The organism is Streptomyces sp. NPDC047130, from assembly GCF_040643475.1.
GTDB lineage: Bacteria > Actinomycetota > Actinomycetes > Streptomycetales > Streptomycetaceae > Streptomyces.
On the sequence record NZ_JBEYUK010000053.1, the window covers coordinates 1 to 13,032 of the forward strand.

2 protein-coding genes are annotated in these 13,032 nt (G+C 76.6%); both read right to left on the reverse strand.

Going from position 1 to position 13,032, the window contains the following annotated elements; all coding sequences use genetic code 11:
* Positions 1–1,555 (reverse strand): beta-ketoacyl synthase N-terminal-like domain-containing protein (locus tag ABZ836_RS30135; protein ID WP_361147511.1); only part of this gene is annotated, 1,555 nt, incomplete at its 3' end.
* Between the two features lie 20 nt (positions 1,556–1,575).
* Positions 1,576–13,014 (reverse strand): type I polyketide synthase, encoded by an 11,439-nt coding sequence (locus ABZ836_RS30140; RefSeq protein ID WP_361147514.1) that lies wholly within the window; start codon positions 13,012–13,014, stop codon positions 1,576–1,578.
* Positions 13,015–13,032 lie beyond the last annotated feature (18 nt).

Here is a 13,032-nt window from a genome sequence, read left to right on the forward strand (position 1 = left end):
GGTCACCACCGACCACGACCGCCCGGTGCTCCAGCGCCGCACGCCCCGTCGCCAGCGAGAACGCCACGTCCGACGGCTCCGCCTCCCCGGCCACCGGCAGCAGCCGCTCCGCCTGCCGCCGCAACGCCGCGGCCGAACGGCCCGAGACGAGGAAGGGCCGCGCCCCGGGCGGGCCGGTGGGCCCGCCCGGTTCGTCCTCGGGGGCGGCCTCCAGCACCACGTGGGCGTTGGTGCCGCTCACCCCGAAGGAGGAGACGCCGGCCCGGCGCGGGCGGCCCGTTCCGGGCCAGGGGCGCGCCTCGGTGAGGAGTTCCACCGCGCCCGCCGACCAGTCCACGTGCGGGGTGGGCTCGTCCACGTGCAGCGTTCCGGGGAGCACTCCCCGGCGGATCGCCTCCACCATTTTGATCACGCCGCCGACGCCGGCGGCGGCCTGGGTGTGCCCGATGTTGGACTTCAGCGAGCCGAGGTAGAGGGGTTCGTCACGGTCCTGCCCGTAGGTGGCCAGGAGCGCCTGCGCCTCGATGGGGTCGCCCAGCTTGGTGCCGGTGCCGTGCGCCTCCACGGCGTCCACCTCGGACGGGCCCAGGCCGGCGGCGGCCAGCGCGGCGCGGATCACCCGCTGCTGCGCGGGGCCGTTCGGCGCCGTGAAGCCGCTGGACGCGCCGTCCTGGTTGACGGCGGAGCCGCGCACCACGGCGAGCACCCGGTGCCCGTTGCGGCGCGCGTCCGACAGGCGTTCCACCAGCAGCACGCCCACGCCCTCGCCCCAGCCCGTGCCGTCGGCCGCGGCGGCGAACGACTTGCACCGGCCGTCGGGGGCGCTGCCCTCCTCGAAGCCGAAGCCGGAGAACATGGTGGGCGCGGACATCACCGTCACCCCGCCGGCGAGGGCGAGGTCGCACTCGCCGGCGCGCAGTGCCTGGGCCGCCAGGTGCAGGGCGACCAGCGAGGTGGAGCAGGCCGTGTCCACGGTGACCGCCGGGCCCTGGAGCCCGAAGGTGTAGGAGACCCGGCCGGAGAGGACGCTGGCGGCGTTGGCCGTGCCCAGGTAGCCGTGGAGCGCCGCGGGATCGATGACCGACGGGTAGTCGTGGTACATGGCGCCGGTGAAGACGCCGGTCCGTCCGCCGCGCAGCGAGCGGACGTCGATGCCGGCGCGTTCGACCGCCTCCCAGGACACCTCCAGGAGCAGTCGCTGCTGCGGGTCGGTGGCGGCGGCCTCACGGGGACTGATGCCGAACAGCGCCGCGTCGAACTCGCCCGCGTCGTAGAGGAATCCGCCGCGTGGTGCCGCGGACGGCGCGGGGGCGCCCCAGCCCCGGTCCGTGGGCAGCGGGCCCAGGGCGTCGGTGCCGGAAGCCACCAGTTCCCACAGGTCCTCCGGGGAGCGCACGCCGCCGGGGTACCGGCAGGCCATGCCGATCACCGCGACCGGCTCCGTCGCGCGCTCCTCCAGGTCGCGCACGCGGCGGTTGGCGTCGCGCAGTTCCGCCGTGGCGCGCTTCAGGTAGGCCAGCAGTTTCTCCTGCTGGTCCGGGTTCGTGTCGGCCATGATCTGCTGCCCGCGTCCTCTCATGACGTTTCGAACTCGTTGTCCAGCAGGGCGAAGACCTCGTCCGCCGAGGCGGCGTCCAGGTCCTTCTCCGGTTCGTCCCGGCCGTCCTGCCCGGCGGCCCACCGGCCGGCCAGGGCGCGCAGCCGGGCGGTCACCCGGGCCCGGTCCTCCTCGTCGGCCTCGATCCGGTCCAGGCCGGCCTCCAGGCGGGCGAGTTCGGCCAGCAGGCCGTCCACCGCCCGCCCGGGTTCGGGGGCCAGTTGGGTGCGGAGGTGGCGGGCGACGTCGGCGGCCGTGGGGTGGTCGAAGACCAGCGTGGCGGGCAGCCGCAGCCCGGTGGCGGCGGAGAGCCGGTTGCGCAGCTCGACGCCGGTGAGGGAGTCGAGGCCCATGTCCAGGAAGCCCCGGTCGGCGTCGACGGCGGCGGGCGACGCGAAGCCGAGGGCGGCGGCCAGCTGGCCGCGCACCAGGTCGAGCAGGACGCGCCGCTGTTCGGCCTCCGGAGCTCCGGTGAGCCGGGCCCGCAGCGCGGCCGGGTCGCCGCCGCCCGTGGAACCGGCCCGTTGCTCGTCGCGGGGCGCCAGTACGCGCAGCAGCGGGTGCACCGGACCGCGGCCGCGGAGGGCGGCGGGCTGGAACGCCGCCGGGACCACCAGGGCCCGGCCTGCCGCGCAGCCCGCCGAGAAGGCGGCCATGCCGTCCTCGGTGGAGAGGGCGCCCATCCCGGACCGTGCGACGCGCTGCACGTCGGCCTCGGTGAGGGTCCCGGTCAGGCCGGTGCGCTCGGCCCACGGGCCCCAGGCCAGCGAGACGGCGGGCAGCCCGAGCCGGCGGCGGTACGCGGCGAAGGCGTCGAGGAAGACGTTGGCGGCCGCGTAGTTGGCCTGTCCCGCGCCGCCCAGCACACCGGCGGCGGAGGAGAAGAGCGCGAACGCCGTGAGGTCGTGGTCGAGGGTGAGTTCGTGGAGGTTGACGGCGCCCCGCACCTTGGGCGCGAGGACCCGGGCGACGCTCTCGTCGGTCATGCCGGTGAGCACGCCGTCGTCCAGGACGGCGGCGGTGTGGACGACCGCGGTGAGCGGGTGCGCGTCGGGGATCGCCGTGAGGGTGCGGGCCAGGGCCGCGCGGTCGGCGATGTCGCAGGCGGCCACGGTGGCCTCGGCGCCCAGCTCGGCGAGTTCGGCGACCAGTTCGCCGGCGCCGGGCGCGTCCGGCCCGCTGCGGCTGAGGAGCAGCAGGTGGCGCACGCCGTGGTGCCGGGCCAGGTGCAGGGCGAGGGCGCGGCCGAGGGTGCCGGTGGCGCCGGTGACGAGCACGGTGCCGTCGGGGGTGTCCAGGCCGGTGGGCGCCGTCGCCTCGGGGACGGGCATCCGGGTCAGCCGGGGTGCGAGGACCCGGCCGTCCCGTACGGCGACGTCGGTCTCACCCGCGTCGAGCGCGGCGGTGACCGCGGCGTGCAGGGCGGCGGGGCCGGCGCCGGTGTCCGGGCCGGCGGACGGGTCCAGGTCGACGAGCAGGAACCGGCCGGGGTGTTCGGCCTGGGCGGAGCGGATCAGTCCCCGGACGGGGGCGGCGACCAGGTCCGTGAGGTCGTCGTCGCCGGTGGCGACGGCGCCGCGGGTGACGACGACCAGCGGGCGCTCGGCGTCGCCGCCGTCGCCCTCGTCGCCCAGCCGTTCGCGGACCAGGGCGAGGGCCTGGGTGACGGCCTCCTCGACGGCGGCGGCCGGGTCGGCGCCGGGATCGTGATTGGCGCCGGTGACCGGGTCGGTGAAGGAGGCGACGTCGTAGGCGTCGTCGCCGATCGCGGAGGCCGGGGGCGGCACCTCGGTCGCCCATTCCACCTGGAACAGGGTGGTGGCCAGGGCGCGCCGGGCGGCGGACAGTTCGGCGCCGACGGGGCGGGCCACCAGGGCGCCCACGCCGCCGGCGGGGGCGCCGAGGTCGTCGTGGAGTGCGAGGCCGACGCCGTCGGCGGACTCGGTGAGCCGCACCCTGAGGGTGCGGGAGGCGGTGGCGGGCAGGGTCACCTCGCGCCACATGAAGGGGAGTTCGGCGGGCCGTTCGGTGCCGCCCTCCGCGCGCAGGCCGCGCAGCAGGCCGATGCCGTGCAGGGCGGCGTCGAGCAGGGCGGGGTGGAGGGCGAAGCCGTCGGCGGGCTGTCCCTCGGGGAGCCGCACCTCGGCGAGGAGTTCCCCGTCGCGGTGCCAGGCGGCGGTCATGCCGCGGAAGGCGGGACCGTAGCTGTAGCCCACGTCGGCGATCGCCTCGTAGAAGCCGTCGAGGGCGAGGGGTTCGGCGCCCGGCGGCGGCCAGGCGGACAGGTCCCCGGCGGGCGGTTCGGCGGTGGGCGCGGCGGGGGCCAGGGTGCCGGTGGCGTGCCGGACCCAGGGGGCATCGGGGAGGTCGGCGTCGCGGGCGTGGACGGAGACCTCGCGGCGGCCGCCCTCGCCGGGGGCGCCGACCGTGAGCTGCACCGCGACGGAGTCGTGCTCGCCGAGCACCAGCGGTGCTCCCAGGGCCAGTTCCTCCAGCACCGGGCAGCCGGCCTGCGCGCCGCCGTGGAGGGCCATCTCCACGAAGGCGGTGCCGGGCAGCAGCACGGTGCCGAGCACGGCGTGGTCGGCGAGCCAGGGGTGGGTGCGCAGCGAGAGCCGGCCGGTGAACACGGTGCTCTCGCCGTCGGCGAGGGTGAGCGCGGCGGTCAGCAGCGGGTGTCCCGTGCCGGCCAGGCCTGCCGCGCCGAGGTCGCCGGCGCCCGCGGGCCCGGACTCCAGCCAGTAGCGCTCGCGCTGGAACGGGTAGGGCGGCAGGGCGACGGTCCGGACGGGCAGGCCGGCGAGCGGGGCGGTGAGGTCGGCCGTGCCGCCGTGGACGTGGAGTTCGGCGACGGACAGCAGGAAGCGTTCCAGGCCTCCTTCGTCGCGGCGCAGGGTGCCGAGCACGGTCACCTCGCCCGGGTCGAGGCCGGGGATGTCGTCGAGGATCTCGCCGAGCGCGGGGGCGAGGACGGGGTGCGGGCCGATCTCCACCAGGAAGCGGGCGCCCTGCTCCACGAGGCCCCGCACGCCCCGGTCGAGGTCGACGGGTGTGGCGAGGTTGCGCTGCCAGTAGGTGGCGTCGAGCAGGGTGCCGTCCGTCCGTTCGCCGGTGACCGTGGAGTGGAAGGGCACGGTGCCGCTGCGGGGTTCGAGGTCGGCGACGAGGCGTGCCAGTTCCTCGGCCATCGGCTCCACCTGGGCGCAGTGGGAGCTGAAATCGACGCGGACCCGGCGGGTGCGGACGCCGTCCTTCTCGCAGGCTTCGAGGAAGTCGTCGAGTGCCTGGCGTTCGCCGGCGACGACGGAGGAGGCGGGGCCGTTGATCCCGGCGAGGGAGAGCCGCGCGCCCCACGGTTCGAGCAGTTCGCGGGTCCGGTCGGGGGTCAGGGCGACGGAGGCCATGCCGCCGAGGCCCGCCACCGGGAGGAGGACGGTGCCGCGCAGGGCGATGATCCGGGCTGCCTCGGCGCGGGTGAGGGCGCCGGAGACGTAGGCGGCGGCGATCTCGCCCTGCGAGTGGCCGAGGACCATGTCGGGTTCGACGCCGTGCGCCCGCCAGAGGGCGACCAGTGCCGCCGTGACGGCGAACAGCACGGCGGGGGCGACGTCGACCCGGTCCAGCGGCGGGGCGTCGTCGGTGCCGCGCAGCACGTCGATCGGCGACCAGTCGACGTGGCGGGCGATCTCCTCGGCGCACGCGTACAGCTCGGCGGCGAAGACCTCGGAGGTGTCCATCAGTTCGGCGGCCATGTCCGCCCACTGTCCGCCCTGGCCGGGGAAGACGAAGGCGACCTTGCCGGGCCGTGCGGCGCCGCGGACCAGGTGCGGCGCGGCCTCGCCGCGGGCCAGGGCGGCCAGCGCGGCGCGGCGGCCGGTGTCGTCGGCGGCGACCACGGCGGCGCGGTGCTCGAGCAGGGCGCGGCTGGTGGCCAGCGAGTGCGCGAGGTCGGCGGGGTGGACGGCCGGTCCGGTGTCGAGGTGGTCCAGGAGCCGGCGGGCCTGGGCGCGGAGCGCCTCGGCGCTGCGGGCGGACAGGATCCAGGGCGCCACGGCGCCGTCGAGCTCGGGACGGCCGCCGGACACCGGCACGGACACGGGGGCGGGGGCGGACGCGGGGGCGGTGGCCGGGGCGGCCTGGTCGCCGCCGGGTCCGGTGGCGCGCTGCGGGTCCTGGGCGGGCGCGGGCTCGGGCACGTACTGCTCGAGGACCAGGTGGGCGTTGGTGCCGCTGCCGCCGAAGGAGGACACGGCCGCCCTGCGGGGCCGTCCGCCGGTCTCGGGCCAGGGGGTGGTCCGCGTCAGCAGTTCGACCGCTCCCTTGGACCAGTCGACGTGGGGGGTCGGCTCGTCGATGTGCAGCGTCCTGGGCAGGATGCCCTCGCGCAGCGACATGACGGTCTTGATGACGCCTCCGACGCCGGCCGCCGACTGGGTGTGGCCGATGTTGGACTTCACCGAGCCGAGCCACAGCGGCCGGTCCGCGGGACGGTCCTGGCCGTACGTGGCCAGGATGGACCGGGCCTCGATGGGGTCGCCGAGGGTGGTGCCGGTGCCGTGCGCCTCCACGGTGTCGACGTCGGCGGTGTCCAGGCCGGAGTTGGCGAGGGCCTGGCGGATGACCTTCTGCTGGGCGCGGCCGCTGGGGGCGGTCAGGCCGTTGGAGGCGCCGTCCTGGTTGACGGCGGTGCCGCGGATCAGGGCGAGGACGGGGTGTCCCTTGCGGAGGGCGTCCGAGAGGCGTTCCACCAGGATCACGCCGACGCCTTCGCCCCAGCCGGTGCCGTCGGCCGCGGCGGCGAACGGCTTGCACCGTCCGTCGGGCGCGAGGCCGCGCTGGCGGCTGAACTCGGTGAAGGAGGCGGGGGTGGCGAGGACGGCGGCGCCGCCCGCGACGGCCATGTCGCACTCGTTCTGCCGCAGGGCCTGGCAGGCGAGGTGGATGGCCACGGCGGAGGACGAGCAGGCGGTGTCGACGGTGGCGGCGGGGCCCTCGAGTCCGAAGGTGTAGGAGATGCGGCCGGAGGCGGCGGCGGTGCCGGTGCCGGCGAGGAAGAAGCCCTCGGCCTCGCTGCCCGCGGCCTGCGCCCCGATGCCGTAGCCGACGAACGACGTGCCGACGAAGACGCCGGTGGCGCTGCCCCGCAGGGACGACGGGTCGATCTCGGCGCGTTCCATCGCCTCCCAGGTCGCCTCCAGCAGCAGCCGCTGCTGCGGGTCGGTGGCCAGGGCCTCGCGGGGGCTGATGCCGAAGAGGGCGGCGTCGAAGTGGGAGGCGTCCGCGAGGAAGGCGCCCTCCTTGACGTAGGAGCTGCCGGGGTGCTCGGGGTCGGGGTGGTAGAGGTTGTCCAGGTCCCAGCCGCGGTCCTCCGGGAAGGGCCCGACGGCGTCGACGCCGTCGAGGACCAGTCGCCACAGCTCCTCGGGCGAGTCGACGCCTCCGGCGTAGCGGCAGCTCATGCCGATCACGGCCAGCGGCTCGTCGTCGGTGGTGCCGGTGGCGCGGGCGGCGGTGTCCTCGGCGGCCTGCTCGCCGAGGACCTCGGCGAGCAGGTGGTCGGCCAGGTCGGTGGGGGTGGGGTGGTCGAACACCAGGGTGGGCGGCAGCTTGCGGCCCGTGGCGCTCTGCAGGCGGTTGCGCATGTCGACGGCCATCAGCGAGTCGAAGCCGAGGTCGCGGAAGGCGCGGCCGGCGTCGATCCTGCCGGCGTCGGCGTAGCCGAGGGCGGCGGCGGCGTGCCCGGTGACGAGGTCCAGCAGGTGCTGGTTGCGCTGCGGTCCGTTCAGCGCCAGGAGCGCGTCGCGCAGCGCGTCGGTCTCGCCGGGCGCGTCGGCGGCGGTGGCGGGTGCCGCGAGCGCCGCCTCGGCCTCGGGGATGTCCATGATCAGCGGTCGGGGGCGGGCCGCCGTGTAGCCGGGGGTGAAGCGGGACCAGTCGATGTCGGCGACGGTCAGGCAGGTCTCGTCGGCGTCGAGGGCCTGGTCGAGCGCGGTGAGGGCGAGGTGCGGCTCCATCGCGTGCAGACCGCGCCGTCCGAGTTCGGCGGCGGCGCGGCCGTCGTCGGCCATGCCGCCCTCGGCCCAACCGCCCCAGGCGACGGCGGTGGCGGACAGTCCGCGGGTCCGCCGGTCCTGGGCCAGCGCGTCGAGCACGGCGTTGGCCGCCGCGTAGGCGGCCTGGCCGGCGCCGCCCCAGACACCGGCGCCGGAGGAGAAGAGCACGAACGTGCCGACGTCGCCGGCGAGTTCGTCCAGGAGTCGGGCGCCCTCGGTCTTGGCGGCGGCCACGGCCGCGAACTCGGCCTCGTCGCAGTCGGCGAACGCGGTCGACTGCGGCACGCCGGCGGCGTGGATCACGGTGTCGGCGGGGTGTTGGGCGAGCAGTGCGGCGACCTGGTCCCGGTCGGTGACGTCGCAGGCGGCGACGACGGTCTCGACGCCGCGGGCGGTGAGTTCGGCGGCGAGTTCACGGGCGCCGGGGGCGTCGGGACCGCGGCGGCCGGTGAGGACCAGCTTGCGTGCTCCCCGGTCGGCCATGTGGTGGGCGAGGTGGCGTCCGACGCCGCCGGTGCCGCCGGTGATCAGCACGGTGGAACCCGGCTGCCAGGACCGTACCGGTGCGCTGTGCGGGGCGCGGACCATGCGGCGTGCGAAGACGCCGGCGGGGCGGAGCGCGAGCTGGTCCTCGGCGGCCGGGGCGTCGGAGGGGCCGCCGGGTTCGCCGGAGCGGGCGAGCAGCCGCAGGAGCCGGTTGAGGACCCGGTCGTCCGGGTGCTCGGGGAGGTCGACGACGCCGCCCCAGCAGTCGGGCCGCTCCAGTCCGGCGACCAGGCCCAGTCCCCAGGTGGCGGCCTGCGCGGGGTCCCGGACCGGGTCCACGCGGCCGACGGAGACGGCGCCGCTGGTGATCAGGTGGACCGGCACCGGGGTGGGGCGGGCCGCCACGGCGCGCAGCAGGGCGAGGTTGTGGGCGGCTCCGGCGCTGATGCCGGTGTGGTCGGGGTGCGGGGCGGAGTCGAGGGCGAGCAGCGAGACCACCGCGGCCGGCTGCTGTTCCTCGGTCGGTCCGGCCGGCGGGGTCACCAGGGCCTCGCCGCCTGCCTGTTCGACGAGGGCGGCGAGCCGGTCGGCGAGTTCCCGCTGCGCCGGGCCGGCGACGATCGCCCAGGTGCCGGTGAGCGCGGGCCGGGCGGGGCCGGTGAGGGGCAGCGGCTTCCACTCCACGCGGTAGCGCCAGCCGTCGACGGTGGACCGCTCGTGGGAGCGCCGCCGCCAGGCCGCGAGCGCGGGGAGGGCGGGGGCGAGGGCGTCGGTGCCCAGGGACTCGGCGAGCGCCTCGGTGTCGCCGTCCTCCACGGCGGCCCAGAAGCGGCCTTCCTCGGCCGTGCCGCCCGCGGCGGCGCCGGTCGGCTCGTCGGCCGCCGGCTCCCACCAGTAGCGGTCCCGCTGGAAGGGGTAGGTGGGCAGGTCGACGGTGGTGCCGCGGGAGTTCCAGACGGGTTCGACGCCGCGGGTGAAGGCCTCGGCGAGCGAGACGGAGAACCGCTCGAGGCCGCCCTCCTCGCGGCGCAGCGAGCCCAGCAGCACGGGGTCGGGGGCGCCCGCGTCCTCGGCGGTCTCCTGGACGGACGCGCCGAGCGCCGGGTGCGGGCTGCACTCGACGAAGACGCCGAACTCGTCGGCGAGCAGGGCGCGGGTGGCCGGGGCGAACTGCACGGTCTGCCGCATGTTGCGGTACCAGTAGTCGGCGTCGAGCGTGGTGGTGTCGAGGAGGCCGCCGGTGACCGTGGAGTAGAAGGGGATGCGGGAGGCGCGGGGCCGGACCGGCGCGAGGACCTCGAGGGCCTCGTCGCGCAGCGGTTCGACGACGACCGAGTGCGCCGCGCCCCTGATGCGGAGCTTGCGGCAGCGCACGCCCTCCGCCTCCAACGTGGCGAGGAACTCGTCGAGCGGCGCCTCGTCACCGGCGACGGAGACCGACGACACCCCGTTGACGGCGGCGATGCTGAGCGCGCCGGCCCAGCGTTCCAGCCGTTCCTGTGCCTGGTCGGCGGGCAGCGACACGGAGGCGATGGCGCCCTGGCCGACCACCCGGGAGAGCAGGCGGCTGCGGTGGGCGACGATCCGGGCGGCGTCCTCGAGGGTGAGGGCACCGGCCAGGTGGGCGGCGGCGATCTCGCCCTGCGAGTGGCCGACCACGGCCTCCGGCTCGACGCCGTGTTCGCGCCAGAGGCCGGCGAGCGCGGTCATCATCGCGAACAGCACGGGCTGGACGACCTCGACGCGGGAGAGGTCGGCGGCGCCGGGCCGGCCGAGCAGCGTGTCCTCGACCGACCAGTCGAGGTGCTCCTCCAGTGCCTGGGCGCAGGTGCGCAGGGTGTCCCGGAAGGAGGCGGAGTCCTCCATCAGCCGGTCGGCCATGCCGGGCCACTGCGAGCCCTGGCCGGGCAGGACGAACACCACCCGGCCGGTGCGGCCCGCCGTTCCGGTCACCAGTCCCGGCGCGGGCGAGCCGTCGGCGAGGGCGGTCAGCCGCTCGCGCGGGCCGGGGCCGAGGAGGACGGCGCGGTGCTCGAAGCGGGAGCGGGTGGCGGCCAGGGAGTGGGCCACGTCGCGGTCGGCGAGCGCGGGGTGGGCGTCGAGGTGGTCGGCGAGCCGCCGCGCCTGGGCGCGCAGGGCGTCGGGGGTGCGGGCGGAGAGCAGCCAGGGCAGTGCGACCGGCGGCTCCGCCGCGGTGCCGGGCCCGGCACCGGGCTCGGTCGCGGTCCCGTCCGTGGCGGACACCGTTCCGGGCCGCGCCGGTTCGGGCTGCGCGGATCCGGGCTCCGCGGGTTCGGGCTGTGCCTGTTCGAGGATGGTGTGGGCGTTGGTGCCGCTCATGCCGAACGACGAGACGGCAGCCCGGCGCGGCCGGCCCGCGTCCGGCCACTCCACGGCGCCGGTCAGCAGCCGGACGCCGCCGCCGTCCCAGTCGACGTGCCCGGTGGGCTCGGTGATGTGCAGGGAGCGGGGCAGCACGCCGTGGCGCAGGGCCATCACCATCTTGATGATCCCGGCGACGCCGGCGGCCGACTGGGTGTGCCCGATGTTGGACTTGACCGATCCCAGCCACAGCGGCCGGTCCTCGTCCCGTCCACGGCCGTAGGTGGCCATCAGGGCCTGGGCCTCGATGGGGTCGCCGAGCTCCGTGCCGGTGCCGTGGGCCTCGACCACGTCGACGTCGCCGGTCTCCAGGCCCGCGTCGGCGAGGGCGGCGCGGATGACGCGCTGCTGGGCGGGCCCGTTGGGGGCGGTGAGGCCGTTGGAGGCGCCGTCCTGGTTGACGGCGCTGCCGCGCACCACGGCGAGGACGCGGTGGCCGTTGCGCCGGGCGTCGGAGAGCCGTTCGACGAGGAGCATGCCGACGCCCTCGCCCCAGCCGGTGCCCTCGGCGTCGGAGGAGAAGGCCCGGCAGCGGCCGCCGGGGGCGAGCGCGCCGCCCTGGGCCGCGTCGGCGAACATGCTCGGCGTGGTCATGATGGTGGCGCCGCCGGCCAGCGCCATCGTGCACTCCCCGCGGCGCAGCGCGCCGATGGCCAGGTGCAGCGCCACCAGCGAGGACGAGCAGGCGGTGTCGACGGTGACGGCCGGTCCTTCGAGGCCGAAGGTGTAGGCGAGGCGGCCGGAGATGACGCTGGTCGCGGTGCCGGTGAGGATGTGCGGGCGGGAGCCGTCGGGCACGTCGAACCGGCCGATGCCGTAGCCGGAGGTGGCGGTGCCGATGTACACGCCGGTGGAACTGGCGCGCAGGAGGGCGGGGTCGACGCCGGCCCGTTCGAAGGCCTCCCAGGAGGTCTCCAGCAGCAGCCGCTGCTGCGGGTCCATGGCGAGCGCCTCGCGCGGGGAGATGCCGAAGAACGCCGGGTCGAAGCCGGCGGCCTCGTGGAGGAAGCCGCCCTCGAAGGTCTGCCGGTTGCCGGCCGCCTCGTTGCCGTCGTAGAGGTTGGTCAGGTCCCAGGCCCGGTCGGTGGGGAAGTCGCCGACGGCGTCGGTCCCGTCGGCGACGATCCGCCACAGGGCCTCGGGGGTGTCGGCCCCGCCGGGGAAGCGGCAGGCCATGCCGACGATGGCGATGGGGTCGTCGTCGTCGGCCGCCGCGGAGGCGGCCCGGGCGGGCAGGGCAGGCGCCGGGGTGTCGAGGTCGCCGAGGATCTCCGCCACCAGGTGGGCGGCGAGCGCCTCGGGCGTGGGGTGGTCGAAGACCAGGGTGGCGGGCAGTCTGAGGCCGGCCGCCTGGCCGATACGGTTGCGCAGTTCCACCGAGGTCAGCGAGTCGAAGCCGAGGTCCTTGAACGGCCGGGAGGTGTCCACGGCCTCCGGCGAGGCGAAGCCGAGCACCGCCGCGACCTGGCCGCGGACGAGTTCGAGGGCGGCGCGGGCGCGGTCCTCCTCGGGCAGCCGGCGCAGCCGCTCGGCGAATCCGCCGGGGGCGGTGGAACGCTCGGCGGTCCTGCGGGCCGGGCGGACCAGGCCGTGCAGCATCGGCGGCAGTTCCGCCGGGGCGGCGGTCAGCCGGGCGGTGTCCAGCGCGGCGGGGAGCAGCGCCGGGCCGGGCAGGGCCAGGGAGGTCCGCAGGAGACCGAGGCCCTGCTCGGGCGTGAGCGGCGGGAACGCGGAGCGGTTGACGCGGGCGGACTCGGACGCGGTGAGGGCGTCCACCATGCCGCCGACGCCGGACCAGGGACCCCAGGCGAGGGAGAGCGCGGGCAGTCCGCGGGCCTGCCGGTGGTGGGCGAGCGCGTCGAGGTAGGCGTTGGCCGCCGCGTAGTTGCCCTGTCCGGGGCTGCCGAGGGTTCCGGAGATCGAGGAGTAGGTGACGAAGGCGGCCAGGTCGGTCCCGGCGGTGGCCTCGTGCAGGACGGCGGCCGCGGTCTTGGGGGCGAGGACGGCCGCGAGCCGGTCCTCGGTGAGCGAGGCGACCAGCCCGTCGTCGAGGACGCCCGCCGCGTGCACCACGGCGGTGAGCGGGTGTTCCTCCGGTATGCCGGCGAGGAGGGTCGCGACCGCTTCGGGGTCGGAGACGTCGCAGGCGGCGACGGTGACGTCGGCTCCGAGGGCGCGCAGGTCGGCGGTGAGGGTCTCCACGCCGTCGGCGTCGGCGCCGCGTCTGCCGGTCAGCAGCAGGTGGCGCACGCCGTGTTCACGGACCAGGTGGCGGGCGGTGAGGGCGCCGAGTGCGCCCGTGCCTCCCGTGACCAGGACCGTGCCCTCCGGCTCCCACCCACCCGGAACCGTCAGCACCACCTTGCCCACATGACGCGCCTGACTCACGAACCGGAAAGCATCCGCAGCCCGCCGCACGTCGAACACCCGCACCGGAGGCAGCACCAGCACACCCTCCGCGAACAACCGCAACACCTCACGGAGAATCTCCCCGATCCGCTCCGGCCCCGCCTC